The 15,153-nt window shown below is 52.6% G+C and carries 14 protein-coding genes; 7 read left to right on the top strand and 7 right to left on the bottom strand.

What is annotated here, in order from left to right; translation table 11 throughout:
* Positions 1 to 16 precede the first annotated feature (16 nt).
* From G7064_RS12605 to G7064_RS12590, 4 genes are all read right to left on the bottom strand, one after another.
* Positions 17 to 4,354, bottom strand: a complete 4,338-nt coding sequence (locus G7064_RS12605; RefSeq protein WP_166073854.1) for a PKD domain-containing protein — start codon at positions 4,352 to 4,354, stop codon at positions 17 to 19.
* Positions 4,355 to 4,864: 510 nt separating this feature from the next.
* Positions 4,865 to 6,223 carry a DNA/RNA non-specific endonuclease gene (locus G7064_RS12600; protein WP_240935478.1) on the bottom strand — a complete coding sequence of 453 codons (1,359 nt, stop codon included), beginning with the start codon at positions 6,221 to 6,223 and terminating at the stop codon, positions 4,865 to 4,867.
* A gap of 371 nt (positions 6,224 to 6,594) precedes the next feature.
* Positions 6,595 to 7,101, bottom strand: a complete 507-nt coding sequence (locus tag G7064_RS12595; RefSeq protein WP_166073853.1) for a GNAT family N-acetyltransferase — start codon at positions 7,099 to 7,101, stop codon at positions 6,595 to 6,597.
* Between the two features lie 223 nt (positions 7,102 to 7,324).
* A complete protein-coding gene (locus G7064_RS12590) occupies positions 7,325 to 8,917 on the bottom strand; it encodes a family 43 glycosylhydrolase (RefSeq protein ID WP_240935477.1) in 1,593 nt (530 codons plus the stop codon).
* A gap of 604 nt (positions 8,918 to 9,521) precedes the next feature.
* On the opposite strand from G7064_RS12590, the gene G7064_RS12585 reads away from it, so the two are divergent.
* The 3 genes from G7064_RS12585 to G7064_RS12580 all read left to right on the top strand — a co-directional run bounded on the left by G7064_RS12585 (position 9,522) and on the right by G7064_RS12580 (position 11,379).
* Complete coding sequence (locus G7064_RS12585; RefSeq protein ID WP_166073852.1) at positions 9,522 to 10,553, top strand: Gfo/Idh/MocA family oxidoreductase; 1,032 nt, start codon at positions 9,522 to 9,524, stop codon at positions 10,551 to 10,553.
* 212 nt (positions 10,554 to 10,765) lie between these two features.
* Positions 10,766 to 10,894, top strand: coding sequence for a hypothetical protein (locus tag G7064_RS22745; protein ID WP_262888608.1), 129 nt, complete (start codon positions 10,766 to 10,768; stop codon positions 10,892 to 10,894).
* Between the two features lie 41 nt (positions 10,895 to 10,935).
* Complete coding sequence (locus G7064_RS12580) at positions 10,936 to 11,379, top strand: Hsp20/alpha crystallin family protein (protein ID WP_165963686.1); 444 nt, start codon at positions 10,936 to 10,938, stop codon at positions 11,377 to 11,379.
* A 59-nt stretch (positions 11,380 to 11,438) separates the two neighbouring features.
* On the opposite strand, the gene G7064_RS12575 is transcribed toward G7064_RS12580, so the two are convergent.
* A complete protein-coding gene (locus tag G7064_RS12575) occupies positions 11,439 to 12,122 on the bottom strand; it encodes an alpha/beta hydrolase (protein ID WP_166073851.1) in 684 nt (227 codons plus the stop codon).
* 239 nt (positions 12,123 to 12,361) lie between these two features.
* Here G7064_RS12575 and G7064_RS12570 point away from each other — a divergent pair, with 239 nt between their 5' ends.
* Positions 12,362 to 12,745 (top strand): Hsp20/alpha crystallin family protein, encoded by a 384-nt coding sequence (locus G7064_RS12570; protein WP_166073850.1) that lies wholly within the window; start codon positions 12,362 to 12,364, stop codon positions 12,743 to 12,745.
* Positions 12,746 to 12,829: 84 nt separating this feature from the next.
* Here the strand turns inward: G7064_RS12570 and G7064_RS12565 are convergent, their stop codons facing one another.
* Positions 12,830 to 13,153 (bottom strand): hypothetical protein, encoded by a 324-nt coding sequence (locus G7064_RS12565; protein ID WP_166073849.1) that lies wholly within the window; start codon positions 13,151 to 13,153, stop codon positions 12,830 to 12,832.
* A 40-nt stretch (positions 13,154 to 13,193) separates the two neighbouring features.
* Positions 13,194 to 13,475, bottom strand: coding sequence for a VF530 family DNA-binding protein (locus tag G7064_RS12560; protein WP_166073848.1), 282 nt, complete (start codon positions 13,473 to 13,475; stop codon positions 13,194 to 13,196).
* Between the two features lie 117 nt (positions 13,476 to 13,592).
* Between G7064_RS12560 and G7064_RS12555 the strand changes: the two genes are divergently transcribed.
* From G7064_RS12555 to G7064_RS12545, 3 genes are read left to right on the top strand one after another with little or no spacing between them, the layout of a single operon-like run.
* The gene (locus G7064_RS12555; protein WP_166073847.1) at positions 13,593 to 14,444 is read left to right on the top strand and encodes a glycoside hydrolase family 25 protein; all 852 of its coding nucleotides are present in this window, start codon (positions 13,593 to 13,595) and stop codon (positions 14,442 to 14,444) included.
* A gap of 36 nt (positions 14,445 to 14,480) precedes the next feature.
* The gene (locus G7064_RS12550) at positions 14,481 to 14,870 is read left to right on the top strand and encodes a septal ring lytic transglycosylase RlpA family protein (protein WP_166073846.1); all 390 of its coding nucleotides are present in this window, start codon (positions 14,481 to 14,483) and stop codon (positions 14,868 to 14,870) included.
* A gap of 40 nt (positions 14,871 to 14,910) precedes the next feature.
* The gene (locus G7064_RS12545) at positions 14,911 to 15,105 is read left to right on the top strand and encodes a hypothetical protein (RefSeq protein WP_166073845.1); all 195 of its coding nucleotides are present in this window, start codon (positions 14,911 to 14,913) and stop codon (positions 15,103 to 15,105) included.
* Positions 15,106 to 15,153 lie beyond the last annotated feature (48 nt).

Below are 15,153 nucleotides of genomic sequence, written 5' to 3'. Positions count from 1 at the left end.
ATAGGCGCTAAGCAGGCTACTTCACCAGCACCAGACGCTTGGTTTCGATTTTACCGCTGGTGGTCAGGCGGCAAGTGTAGACGCCCTCAGCCAAGGAAGCACCTTCTACCGTGAATTCATACGTGCGGCCACCTTCTGCTACGCCATCATAGATGGTGGCTACCAGTTTGCCTACCGAATTGTAAACTAACATTTGTGCCTTGCCCGTTTCGGCAGCGCGGAAACGCAGAGTAGCACGCTCCGTGAAGGGGTTTGGATAGGCTTCAAATACATTAGCAGTAGCCGCGAATTCTGTCGTTACGGCAGTGGCTGCGGCCGAAGCGGTGAGGGTATTGCTGCTGCAGTTGCCCAGCTGTTCTTTGTGATTGAGCAAGTGACTCTCCACCTCACCCAGGTTCACATACACTGCCTGCCCATTGTGGCAAACCTGAATCTTAGGATTCTTCTTGCCATCGCGCACTTCCGTTACTTTTATCGTCACGGTCTTGGTAGCTACACAGCCAAATTCGTTCGCGACAGTTAAGGTATAGGTAAAGGTACCTGCGGTGGTAGCGGTGAAAACGGGGTTCGCGATGCTCGCACTGCTCAGACCAGCGGCTGGGCTCCACTGATAGCTCTTGCCGCCTGAAGCGTTGAGAGTCAGCTTTTGCGGGCCATAACCCAGATACAAGTTTGTGGGTACTCCACCTGTGTAGACCGTTGAAGAAGGCGTATAGGTGATAACAGGGTTAGGAATCGTGCCTTTCACATCGACGTCAGCGGTTTGGCTGGCCACATTACCGTGGATATCAGTAACGGTCAGCGTAACCTTATTGAGGCCAATATTTTCGCAGCTAAATATGCTCTTACTCAGCGTCATGGATGCAATTCCACAGGCATCAAGGCTGCCATTATTTACCAGTGCCGCCGTAATGGAGGCAGTGCCGTTGCTCAAGGTCACACTTATGTTCTGAGTCAGAACCGTAGGCACCTGCTTGTCCTGCACCGTTACAGCGAAGATTTTTACATCAGTACCGCAGCTATTCGTAGCCGTGACCTTAACGGTAGTAGTGCCTACAGGGAAGAAATAAGGAGAAGTGATAGTGGTACTAACACCATTTTTGACAATGCTGTACACGAGTTCGGGCGCCGGAGTACCCATGGCCGTAGCAGCAAAAGCAACAGAAGCACCACACTTATCATTATCGGTGTTGGCCGTCAGAGTAGCTGGAACAGTCAGCGTAGGAGGCGTTGTAATAGTTACAGTCGCTGAACCCGTCAGAGCAGCACCATTACAGTTAGCATCCGTTAAAGAAGTCAATGCATAAGCAGTGGTTTCTTTAGGAGCCACATCGAACGTATAATTTCCGTTGGCATCTACCTCAGCAGCGGTTACAATCAGTGGCGTTGGAGCAGCAACTCCATTGGCTGAATAGCCTACTGTCCAAGGAGCAATACCAGTCAACTGTACCGTCAGCTTGGCAGGAGTACCCACACATACAGTCGCGTCGCCGCTTAGTGTTGCAGTTGGCAGCTCCCGCACTGTCACCTTTTGCGTGTACGTTGCGGAGCAAGCGCCCTGCGTAATAATCAGTGTAGCCGTGTAAGTACCGGCCGCCGCGTAGGTGTGGCTGATGTTGCCAGCGTTAGTGTAATCTACTTTGCCATCACTCTCCACGTCCCAGGCATAGGTAGCGTTGGATTCCACAACGGTTGAAGTATTGGTGAAGGCAGTAGCAGAACCAGCACAAACCGTAGCGGCCGTAAAGGCTGGTACTGGCTCCAAGCAAACAAGACCAGTGCGTACTACTCGGTAGCTGTTACCTACCCGAATACCGTCGATGGTTAGCTTCGGAACATTGGCTCCTTGACGGATTGCCACAGCACCAATATTCGCAGGTGAGTTGCCCATTTCGCTCGCTTCGGCACTTGCCATTGCAGGCTCCGCACCAGCCGCCGGATTAACAAACAGCTTAGTAGTGGCACCAGCCTCATCGTAATCGTATTTAATCACCACTAAATGGGTAGTATTTAACGGATATTCAACCGTTGTATACTTGATCGCAGCGGCAGTACCATTGCTGCTAATGCCAAACTGCACTGTGCCCGACGCAACGCCAGGACGCGTATATAGCCGCGCCCTAAAGGTGGACCCAATTGATGAAGGACCGAGATGGAAAAAATAATCGGCAGTACTTACACTCTTGACATTTACTAGCAGCGATGTATATACCGGTGTACCTGCGTATACAGGCTCTGCAAACTGCCTGTTAATATCCTCGCCACTACCAACGGTAGCGGCCGCTTTGCCACTATTGGCGCTGTACTCAGAGTAAGACAGGCCATCGGCAGCTGTAACGGCAATTGAGTTGGTACCACCAGCGTCATGTGCCGTCCAGTTGTTAGCCGTTAGTAATGAGCCCGCTGCGTAATCGAAGTTTTCTTCCAGCAGTAGTGCGGCGGGAGCAGCTGAGGTTTTCTGGATTAAAACACCAGGGTCAGTTAACAAGTAGTTTTCGGCGTAGGGCAGGTCATTATCATTGAAGGCGAAGACCGAAAAATGATACGTGGCGTTGGCGCGCAGCCCCGTTATAGTCACGTTGTCGCCAGTGCCGTTGTACACTACGAAGTTGCCAACATCCAGCACACTCCCTTTGCCGAACTCTGCATTCGCAGTGTACGTGGTAGCGTCAGTAGGCTCGGCATCTACGGCGCTGCCGCGACGAGCTATTATTAGGTGCTTTTTGCCATCGACTCCTGCTAGGTTTAGTTGGAGCGAGGTGCTGGTTACTTGGCTGGCGGTGAGTTTGGCCTGAGTGGTAGGCTCAGCAGCCAATGGTACCGTTACAGTGGTGAAGGAAATCTCCTGGCCATAAGCTGTGCTTACGCCATTAGTCGCATAAGCCCGCACAAAGTAAGTAGTACCTGGTACCAAGTCCTTTATGGCGCTAGTAAAAGTATTGGCATCGGTAACATCAGCCGTTTTGGTAGTTACAGCAATAGTTGGGTTGGGTGTTTTAGCCCACACGACGCCGCGAGCAGTTACTGCACTTCCGCCATCTGCAGCTACCGTGCCGCCAGTAGTAGCACTGGTTGGAGTAAGCTCGGTCACAGCCGTAGTGCTTAGTGTAGCCGGATAAACTGGGTTGACACCCGTACCGGTAACTGCTACCGACTGATTAGGTAAGCCAGCACTTGTCACCGGAATCGATTCGCTGTAGGCTTGGGGAGCAGCTGGAGCAAATCGAACGTCAATTGTAGTGCTAGGCACATTGCCACCAGCCGGCTGCAACTCGATGGTGCAGCAAGCAAATGGGTTGTTGCCCGTCCGAATTTCAAACCCGGCGGGTGGCGTAATGATAATGCCACTCGTTAAGTTATTGCCCTCTACCGTAAAGCTTTTCAACCCGGTTCCGGCTCCGACAGCCAGATTACCAAAATCGGCAAGGGTGGATGCCGACACCAATAAGGCCGGCGTAGTAGGAGGCGCTGATACTGTTACCGTGATAGGTGCGCTCTGGCCAGGTACCGTGCCGCAGTCGGTAGTTAGAGTGGCTTGAGCAACCACATAGTAAGTACCTACACCCGGAAAATCTACCCCCCGCACGGTGTAAGAGGCCGTAGTAGCCCCACCGATAGCAGTATATGTACCAGATGTGCTAGTGCTATAAAGCCAAGAAAAAGTGGAAGTAACGGCAGCACTGGCCGTGAGTGTCTCGCCCGTGCCGGTTGTGATTACCGACTGCACAGTGGCTGGCGTTACAGTCACCGGGTTGCTTTCAGCTAGAAAGCTTACCGTCAGGTCAGAGCCGTTGTTAGTGCCATAGGTAGCAGGCGCGTCGTTTATTACTCGCACCCGATACTTAGTGCCACTTGGCGTAGCAGGCGGAATAACGGCCGCAATGGGCGAGCTAGTACCGCTACCGATAATGTTGTCGGTTACGTTCGTTGGGAATACCCCCAAGGCATTTGACAACTGCACTTTAAAACCGCCCGTGAAAGTGCCGCTGCTAGTATAGGCCACATTGAAAGGAGTGCTTCCAGCGGTAGCAGTAATGCAGTAAGGACTGTTAAAAGCAGAAGCGGTAGTGGTAATGGTAGCGGCGGGAACAGGTGGAGTGACCGTACCAGTAGTAACCACTAGGTTATCGATGCTAATTTTTGGACGGCTACCAGTGCTGGGAAGAGCGTCTGTTGCTGGTGGTATTACTGAGGTTATTAAAAAGAAGCGGATTTTAGCATCCGGCTTGCCAGCCAATTCCACTGGTAAAGGAAGATTAACAAAGCTGCCATTTGCAGCTACGTTATTAGTTATGACCGTTGTCGTGCCTGTGAAATCAACAAAAGCCCCCCCGTCACCAGTGTTGGTTTGCACTTTAAAGGTAGACTGTCTATTTCCCGTTGAGTTGCTTACTTGAGCCCAATCGAAGCTAATGGTACCAGATGAGGAGTTAGTAAAGTCTATGTTAAGATCAAAAGCGGAAGCATTGCTTCCACTAGGTGTACCAGTTGCTAACAGTACAATCTTTCCTTCGGTAGCAGAACCAACAACTCCTTTTTGTACGCCACCTCCACTGCCAGTAGCAAATACTGTGTTAGTATTAGGTAAAGTAGGTGAAGGAGTTGCTTTGCTATAAGGAGCAGCACCAATGCCAGAAGCAAAATCTGTCTGCCAGCCGGCTATGTTAGTAAAAGCCTCTGTGTAGGCACCATCTGCCAGTTTATGAGGCACGGGCTTTACTACTACTTGTCCCCAACTCTGTAGTGTAACGAAGAAAAGTAGGCAAGTCAGAAAAGTCGGCAACTGCCCAAACTTCCCAGTAGTTTTATAAAAACTTGTCATATAGACGGTTATGTCGTTTTGAAAAGGTCTGGAAGAATGGACTTAGTTGGTTGGCACTGCTACTGGGCCAGTATCAACTTTCGACTCGATAGCCGTCTGTACCTCCATAGGTAGAGCAGATAGTAAGTCATAACCTGTCGCGGCCTCAATGGCGTCAACCGTGGTGCGGTGGGTACCCCAGTTAGTATTCAGTGTCTGTGTGTTGGGCATGTCCACGGCAATGACACGCGTGGAAGCTGATATGCGGGCCACATCATTATCGCCAACAGGAATCACTACAATCACCTTCCACGTGCGATTTGGAACGGTGATGCGACCCTGATCGAGGGTATTGGTTACGCCACCGTTGCTACCAGTGCCGCCTACGCCATAGCTACCGCAGATAATGTACACCTCACTATTACCAGCAGGATTCGTTGCGCTAGGCAAGAAAGAGCGAGAATACTCCTCCAAATCTGCCCAGGGACCTTGGTTGTTACCTGGTGCCTGAGGCATCATGTTGGTCATGAAAAAAGTTGCCGCATTATCTTGTGGGCTAGAAGTGCGGTCGGCCGAAGGGCAGTTATGGCCGCGATCGAAACCCGAGCCGGTGTAGCTAGTCGCCTGCACCTGATACCACCCTTCAGGAAGGGTCGGGTCGGGTCCAAAAACGTCTACTCGGGGAGCAGTACCCCGATCTGAAGCATCAAGATGCCAGCTTACCCAGTTAGGCTTGCCCTGATCCCTGTTGTAGCTTAGCTTATACTGAGGCTTCACCATCAGATAATTACTAGGAAAGCTAACGTCGGTGACAGCACCACTAGGGTTACCCAAAGCAAGGTGGTCGTTGTCAATCGATGGCTGAGCGACCCCGAAGTCGGTTATGGCAAAGTCGTCGATGTTCAGTTGGCTGGGGCCACCCGACGTCTTGCGAATCTCAAACTTAACGTTGCCGGCAATATTGACATTGAAAGCGGCGGCTTGAAGTGTGCTGCTGGTCGTAAATACCGTGTTGCCCACCTTCGTCCACTTATTGCAGTTGCACGATTGGGCTTGTGCCCATAGCTCCCAGCTGCTGCTGGCGTCGGTGCCGTAAATAGCGTGCTGCACGGTGACGGTAGCAGCCCCATTCGGCACGAAGAATTCCATAGTGAGCTTACCGTTTTGCTGTAGGCGCACGGCCTGCGCGCCGTTCTTATGGTCGGTCTCGGTATTACCTAGCACGGCATCGGTCAGCGTCCAGGTGCCGGTAGCGAAGGCTACGGTTCCGGCTGCATAATCAGTCTTCGAACCAGTATCGAAGGTCTCCTGGGGGTTCGTTGCGGTGAGGCTGGCCGCCTGCTGACCGGCAGGAGCCGGTTGGAAAGCCAGACACGAAAACAGCAACAAAAAGCGAAATGAACTCTGTAGAAATTTTGGCATACTCGAGCTAAGAGAAAAGCATTCAAACAAGTTCCAGCTGCGCAACCTTGTGCAACCCAATGACAAAAGTACAATGTCAATTGAACTTAGCTCTTAATAAAATATAAAATCCTATAATTAGTAACAAAAAATTAATGGGATAATATAAATGAATAGAGTTTATGTAATTTTTGACCGCTTCACTCCTCTACCAGAAAGAAATAGGCGTAGGGATTATAGCTAGGACAGAAAGCCATTTAAGGACGGTGGCTGGCCGGACGCTATTCAGCCAATTGTGTCCTTACCTTGACACAGAACAACCATAGCAGTAAGTACTTTACCGCTGATTGAAATTATCCTGAAATCCGGTAAGGTATTTCTTTGAGGAAGGCTTATGCCAATTGCTTTTCGTAACAGAAAAAGCGCAGCCCGGGACGAAAAGCGAGCGTGATTTCGCCCGCGAAACGGTAGCCTAATTTGGGGAAAAGCTGTTGGGTAGCTCGGTTCTCCGAGTTGGTATCGACGCGCAACACGGGCAGCCGTTGCTCCATGGCCAACAGTTCAGCCTGCTGAAGCAGAGCAGCAGCTACACCCTGCCCCTGCGCGGCCGGATCGACGGCCAGCCGGTGCGTTACGAGTGCGGGCAGGGAGGCATCCCAATCGGCCTGGGCGTACTCCGGGTCCTGATCGGTGGTAAGGGCCGCCACACCAACAATTTTGCCCCCCAATTCGGCAACCCACAGATGTTGTCGGTCGATATCCTGCCGAAACACTGTTTCACTGGGGTAAGATGCTTCCCACTGATAATTGCCAGCGGCGTGCATTATCGGCACCACCCGACTGATGAGCAGCAGAATACCAGGTAGGTCAGTGATAGCAGCGCGACGAATGGTTAACATGAGTAAGGGTAACGATGGAGGATTTACTTGAAACGTAGTTACTAAGAACTTTGAAAACAGACCGAATTTGAATTCTGTAGACTCAAGATGCTTCTTTTCTTTTTCGTCTGACTGGCAGTTACAAGTCAAGGTATTTATAGTCACTTCCGCTTAGGTTTTATCAACGCAAAAAAGCCCCCCAGCACGATGCTGGGGGGCTTTTTTGCGTTGATAAAACTACCTCTTAGCGACAGTTGCGCAATGCAAAATTATCGAAGGCTACGGTGGCCGTTTCGGGACCCTGAGCCAGTAAGCCCACGCGCACTCCCCGATCCCATGGAGGCAGATAGGTGCCGTTCAGGGCAAAGCTATCGAGCACAACGGGTTGCCAGGCGGTGCCGCCATCAGTACTGAAGGCGAAGCGAAAACGGCTGCCGCCCCAAGCCTCCAGGCGCAAACTGAGCATCTTACAATTTTCCAGCTTTACTTCCGTGAGAGTCAAATGCTTATTGCCCTGCATGTGCCACAGTTGCAGATGGCCGTTGCCGGCTACCAGCGCCAAAGCGTTGTGGGGGTCGCCGATAGCAGCTAGTCCGGCGTAGGTGTTGGGCGCCAAGGCACCATAATCAAGTGTGGTGGCCGCTTTATAGGTAGCTGTGAAGGTCCGCTGAGCCACTAAAGCACCGAGGCCCGCAGGGCGCGCCGTCAGGAGTAGCTGGCCGTCGCTGACGCCCACAGTTGGCTGCTCATTCACGGGCCACTGCCAGGCAGCCGACAGGCGGTTACCAGGAAAATTATCATCCACATTTAGCACTCGCAAATCACGCAATGGCTCTGCCTGAGGGCTGTTATTTACAAACTCAGGCCAGCCTTCGGCGTTCCAGGTGAACTCGCTCAACAGGCCCTGGCGCCCTACAAACTCGTGGCTGTCGGTGTAGTAAGCGTGGTGCAGCAGAAACCAGCGGCCGTCGTACTCCGTCACAGTGCCGTGGCCGGGGCATTTCCAGGTTTTGTTTTTCTTTAGAATAGGGTTTTGGGGACATTTTTCCCAAGGTCCGAGCAGCTTTTTGGAGCGGGCGACACCCGTAGCGTACGTGCAGCACTTGCCGCAGCAGCCGTTGCCTGCATAGAACATGTAGAAGTATTCGCCCTGCCGCACGATGGCGGAGCCTTCTACAAGGCAGCCTTCCCAAGGCGTATCGTTGCGGAACAACTCTACTTTTTTGCCGAGCAGCGCCGTACGGCTTTCGTTCATGCGCTGGGCCCAGATGGGTGTGTCTTTGCGAAAGGCGTTGCCATCTTCTTTCCACACCATATACAGCGCACCGTTTTCGTCGCGAAGCGGAAAGCCGTCGATGGAGCCCATGCGCTGCCCCACCAATGGGCCGTGGTCGGTGTAAGGACCGGCGGGGTCGTCGGCGCTGGCAACGGCAACGCACAGCTGGCCACGCTTACCTTTTTTGCGGGCTGTGTAGCAGATGTAAGTTTTGCCATTCTCATGGCTGATTTCCGGTGCCCAGAAATTAGAGTCAGCCCACTCGGGCAGCTTATCCGGAAATACATAGCTCACTACTTCCCAATCGACGAGGTTCGTAGACTTGAGAAGCGGGAAAATTGGCCCCCACTCCGCGGAAGTAGCGCTGGCCCAGTACGTATCACCGATTTTGGTAATCGTCGGGTCGGGGAAGTCGCCGGGAAGAATAAGTTTATCGTAGATGGCCGCGGGCGCGGTCTCAATTAAGGGCGCAGTATTTACTACCGGCTGGCTAGCAACGGGATAAGGTAGCGACCATTCGCTGGACGGAATGGAGGCGCCTGTTTCTAAATCGAAGGACACAAGTAGAGAGGAAAGGGTGGGTAGAAAAATTCTCTCGACAGCTGGTAGGCTCAGTGTAATAAGTGGGCGGGTGGCCCAAGCCTGACTAGCTGTATGTGTGCCCTGAGCCTGTACTCAGGACCTATGAAGCGGCAAAAAAGGAGCGGAGAAACGTATAAGCGTCAATGACCTATAGTGGCCAATGAAAGAAAAGCGCTGTAGCGCAGGAAGATGTAAAGAGCGACTCACCTCAACTTTCAGGTGGGATCAAAAAGGCAGCCTTGCGTGATGACCAACGCTTCGAACTGCATTTTTCTTATACATCCACTTGCCTGATCAGTTTTTACTCTGTCAACAGCACGTATTTATCGTTGGCAGAGTCACGAAACAAAATTGAATTGAATTAGTGCCTCTGCATTTCAAATTGCAAACATTTTGCCAATAGCCCTTGGTTGCCTAATTCGGCCCGAATTATTAACACCGTAGTGTTAATGTAAACATATACCCGTATTTATACTAGGATTAATTGCAGATTCTTTTTACTAATTCTGGCAGCAGCCAGTATCTTGTGCTATTTGAGCCGTAAGCCTTTACCATGCAGGCCACAGCTGCCTTCCTTTTGACTATGACAACAACTTCAATTCAAGCGGGTCTCTTGGCCTATGGAATGTCGGGCAAAGTATTTCATGCCCCTTTTCTAGCTGCTCACCCAGGTTTTACTCTGCGAGCCGTAACGGAACGCCACCAGAAGCAAGCACAACAGGATTACCCCGGCGTGATTAGCTACGATAGCGTGGGAGCGCTGCTTGCAGACCCAAAAATTGAGCTAATAGTAGTAAATACGCCCAGCAACACGCACTTTGAACTGGCCAAACAGGCATTGCAAGCGGAGAAGCATGTGCTGATTGAGAAGCCGCTAGTTACATCTTCGGCCGAAGTCCGGGAGCTGCAGGAGCTTAGTCAGCGCATGAACCGGCACGTGTTAGCCTACCAGAACCGGCGCTGGGATAGTGATTTTCAGAGCGTGAAGCAGGTAATAGACAGCGGGCAGCTTGGGCAACTTATCGAAGTTCACTTCCGCTTCGACCGCTACAAAACAGTGCTTAACACCAAAGCATTTAAAGAAACGCCCATTCCGGGCAGTGGGCTAGTGTATGATTTGGGACCGCACCTGATCGATCAGTCAATTTGCTTATTTGGCAAGCCCTTATTCAGCCGCAAGACTACCGGAATGTTTCGGCCTGGCTCGCAGGTTCCGGATTACTTTTCCTTCCACCTCCACTACCCCAATGGCTTGCAGGTATTTCTGACTAGCAGCCTATTAGTAGCCCAGCCCCAAGCTTCTTTTGTGCTTCATGGTACGCAAGGCAGCTTCAGCAAGGCCCGCACTGATGTGCAGGAAACGCAGCTTCAGCAAGGAATTGCCCCCCAAAATGCCACCTACGGCTTGGAAGCTCCTGGCCAAGAGGGTATTCTGACGTTAGCCAGCACCGACGGCAACTTCACAACTCATTCTCAGCCGGCGCCCAAAGGCGACTACATGCAGCTGTTTGAGGCGTTGTATCAAACCATTCGGAACGGAATTCCTTACCCAATTAAACTGGAAGAGATACGGTGGCAGATGGAATTGCTGGAACAAACCGACGATGCGCAATAGTAGCCTGAGAGGCGACAACAAGGCCTTTCTTCCTAGGTAGCAGAGAGGCGGATAAATTGCCAGGCAAGAGCAGGCAGAGGCGCTAGAAAAATTATCAAAAAATGCCCTGACGAGCTTAAAAATGCGCATTTTAGTGAAACCTGGCACAAAAAAAAGCGGTAAAAAGCCCGTGTTTGAAACAATGGTTTAACCTTCTAAACTTTGTTATCGCCATGGCTATTCAGCAATATCAGGACTCGTTTTCCGGATTGAGCCAGTCGCCTTTTAGTGCCATGCTCGACCGGTTTTTCAACGACACGGTAGCTTCTCGGGGCGGCTATCCAGCTTCTCGCCCCAGGTAGATGCGTATGAAACGGAGCGCGGCTATCAGATTGAGGCAGCGTTGCCAGGTATTAAGCGCGAAGACATTAAAGTTGATTTTCATCAGGGCCGCCTGACTATTTCGGGCGAGCGGCAGTTCCAGAATGAGCAGAACGACCGACGCTACCACCTCGTGGAAAGTTCCTACGGATCATTTCAGCGGTCATTTCAGCTGCCCGACACGGTAGACCCCAGCCAGATTGAGGCCTCTTTCGAAGATGGCGTATTGCGCGTGATGGTGCCAAAAGACACCCAGAAAACCATGCGTCATCAAATCGATATTCGTGGGGGGCAAAATATAGGTAGCGGTCAGATGTCGGAGCGGATGGGCCAGCAAGCCAGTGATATATCCGTGCAGTCGGGCGAAGGCCAAAAGCAGTCGAACGGCAATCAATACAGCATGCAGGAAGGGCAGACTGATGGCAGTTCAAATGACAGTCGCAGCTCTGAAAAGAGGAAGTCCTAAAATCAGTCCTTTGAAGGCACCTCACGAAAAAGCCCCCCAGAATGTTTCTGGGGGCTTTTTTATTCCGTAGGGTTGGGGTTTGGCTCATAGTTTAGGGCTTCAGCCCCTGCACCCAAGGCTGCCAGCGTGAGGCCATCCTCGGCTACATAGCTCAGCTGCGCCGTAAGGCCTACATCGAGCAAATCCTGCACAAGGCCTTCGCCAGCGGCTTCGGGCGTGTACATATCGACGGTGGTGGCTACTACGTTCACCGGCCGGTCGGGCAGACCTACAAGAGTAGCCCGGCGGTCAATTTCGGGCGGAAAGATGGCGGCGTACAGAATCAGGCGCTCGTAGGTGATACGGTTGCTGGCCAGCCAACGACAAGCAGCGGCCGCGCCATGCCCGTAGCCCAGCACCGTCACGGGGGTATCGGGTGGGCAGTCGGCCAGAATTGTTTCGGCCAGCGAATCGAGGTAATTGGTAAGGTCGGCGAGGTCAGGCAATAAGTCGGAGGCGGCAAACCAGGTAGCGCCTGTGCTCAGGGTGCCATCGGGAGCGGGCGGCAAGGTGTAGCGCGAGAGGGCTTCGGGTAAAATCAGCAGGCGCTCGGGCGTTACGAGGTTAACAAGTTGAGCGGCAAAATCGGCAACGGATTGGCCTTCGCCGTGCAAGCAAAACCAGACGTGACGAATCGTCGGGCCGGGTTCGCCCACACAATAGTAGCGGGCGGTACGCGTCGTATTAAACGTTTGAAGCTGCATATAGTCTAACAGGAGCTGTACGACAAAGTATTCTATACGGAAGCGACGCGAGCCATGGTTGGGAGGCACCCAAAGTTGTGCGTAGGCACAGCACTTTCACCTGCCACTATGGCTGTTTACATAGGTTTCAGACGGCTTTTAAGACGTCAATCTGACCGAAACCCGGCGCTGATGGCGCACGATAGAGGTTGGTACATCGTTTGAAATAACCCCATCACAATCAAGAAAGAGACCTGACCATGAAGTTGATAAGCCAAGAATTCATTCGCAATATTGCCCCCCAGCTTAACCTGCTCAACACGTTGGGCGGTGGCACGGCCCAGGCGCAGCTGCGCGTCGATAAGGTGGCGAAGGGTGTGGTAGTGCGGGTGGCGGCGCCGTCGGTGCGCCCCGAAAATTTCCACGTATTGCTCGATAACAACCGTCTGACCGTGTACTGCGACTACCGCCACGAGGAGGACGACAAAATGAGCGCTCCGCTGTTTGCTCAAACCCTGGATTTGCCCGCCAACCTCGACCTCGACCGCATTGATGCTGTGCACGAGGAAAACGAGCTGCGTGTCCGCATTCCCTTCCAAGATTCGGCGAGCCGTCGCCGCGAAATCGATATCAAATTGCGCTAGGCTCCGCTTAGTTGCTTATAACGTCGGGACCGACCGACACCTTTTCACTGAAGCCACTGCTTAACCGCAGTGGCTTTTTTGGTCTTAATCAAATAGCGGTATCAGCAGCACAAACCCCGTAACGAGTGCCAGATAAAACCAACCCATCACCTGCCCCCGATACCGGCGCGGGAGCCGGTTGCTGAGCACAAGCACCGCTACCACTATCACCAGCAGGTGTAGCAGCAGAAACACCACGGTTTTCACCCAATTGCTGACAATCGTATTCTCGGGCTGCATCTGGTCGCTCATGCCGAGCCCGGAGGTAGCGAAACGCAAGACATAGTACGTCACGGTTTCAAACACCACAAAGCACACGAAGCCAATCAGCAGCGCCTGGGAACCCGATTTCTGCGAAACGTCTGCCATTTTTTACTTCAAAGCGCTAGATGAATAATTGCCCCCAGTATTACTTCACTTGATTTTTCTTGCTCAAAACTTCCTGACTGCGGGTCTTGATATAAAGCTCCTCCACCTTGGTGCGGGCCCAAGGCGTCCGGCGCAGAAATACCAAGCTGGATTTGATACTGGGATTGACGGCGAAGCAATTGATATGAATGCGCTCATCCAAACCAGGCCAGCCATAATGCGCTACCAGGTATTCCAGAATCTGGGCCAGGGTGATGCCGTGCAACTCACGGATTAGGTGGCCTGATTCGTCGCGGGCGTCGGAAAGGTTGGAAGTAGCCATGTGGCGGAGCGTTAAGAAGCGAAAGGTCGGGAAAAGCAGTCATTGATAAGCAACCCATGATGGGTGGGGGGCTTTTTCTGTGCCGGAACCACTAGCTTAGGTACGAGCCAGGCAGGTATGTGCGTTACCTTTGTGATGGCCACGCTGATGAACCGACCCCGAACACGCCCTATTGCTCCCCGCCGCCCCGCCGCTTCTCGGTGGCGTTTGCCCCTGCTAATCTGCCTGGGGTTGCTGCTGGCGGCAATGGTTTTTTACGGGCGCAACTGGCGGCAGATCAACCGCTATGCACGGCTTACTTATGCTAAGTATACGGCTCATCAGCTGACGGGCCGCGAGAAAACGCCCCTACTAACCGGTTACACGGTGCACGGTATTGATGTATCATCGTATCAGGGCCGCATTGATTGGCAGGAAGTGGCAGAGCACCAAGTGCGTTTCGCCTTTATTAAAGCCACCGAAGGCGTTACCCTACGCGACTCCCGTTTCCAGCGCAACTGGCGCGAAGCGCGGGCTGTGGGCATTTACCGCGGAGCCTATCATTATTTCCAGCCCAACTACGACGGCGCCCAGCAAGCCGATCTTTTTGTGCGCAACGTGCCCATAGCCGCCGGCGATTTGCCCCCCGTACTCGATGTGGAGGACCCTAAGTTTCACGATGTGGCCGTGATGCGGCGCAACGTAGCTACCTGGCTGCGCCTGATAGAGCGCCACTACGGCGTGCGCCCTATTCTCTACACCAACTACAACTTCTACAAGCGCCATTTAGCTGGTCACTTCGACAAGTATCCGTTGTGGCTGGCGCATTACGAAGTGGAAAAGCCCCTACTACCCCGCGAAAGATGGATTATCTGGCAGCACAGCGACGAATCGCACGTACCAGGTATCCGCGGCCCCGTCGATTTCAACGTATTTCAGGGCAATTTTGCCATGCTGCTTGCCATGCGCATTCCCGAAAAGGCGGAGTAAGTGTAGGCTCCGGTTTAGTGTCATTTATATTTGCGTATGCCTCACTTTTCTTTTCGTCGTTTTTGCTGGCTGCTAAGCTTACCGTGGCTGCTGAGCGCCTGCGCTGGGAGCGCCAACACGTTCACTCAGAGCGGTCAGGGCTCGTATTACGCCAACAAATTCAATGGCCGCAAAACAGCCAGCGGTACCGTGTATCGGCCTAATAAAATGACGGCCGCCCACAACACGCTCCCGTTCGGTACGGTAGTACGCGTGACCAATACGCGCAACAACCGCTCAGTAAAAGTCACGGTCACGGACCGCGGACCGCACGTGAAAGGCCGCATTATTGATTTATCGCGCAAAGCCGCCCGCAAAATTGATTTGATTGATGCCGGGGTGGTTCCAGTAAAGGTGAAGGTGGTAAAAGCGGCGCCTTCACGCTAAGCTGGGGGGCTTTTTACCTGAATTTTTCTACTTCTCTCGCATGAGAATTCGCAAAAAAGTACGCTGGACTGTACCTGCTGCATCAAGTCGCTTTGTAGCGCTGGCTGCGTTTGTGAAAGCCGCCGAATCCCAGGCTTGGACCGATGCGGAAATCCAATACGTGATGGACGAGGTAGTAGAAGCCCGCGACGATGACGAGGCTGCCCTGATTTTGCTGGACTACACCCAAGTCTAAAACACAGTCGGGCGGCCCAAATCCTACTGGTCTGAGCCGCCTGACTGT

It is taken from the genome of Hymenobacter sp. HDW8, assembly GCF_011305775.1.
Taxonomy (GTDB): Bacteria; Bacteroidota; Bacteroidia; order Cytophagales; family Hymenobacteraceae; genus Hymenobacter; species Hymenobacter radiodurans.
This window is presented reverse-complemented; position numbering and strand designations above follow the sequence as displayed.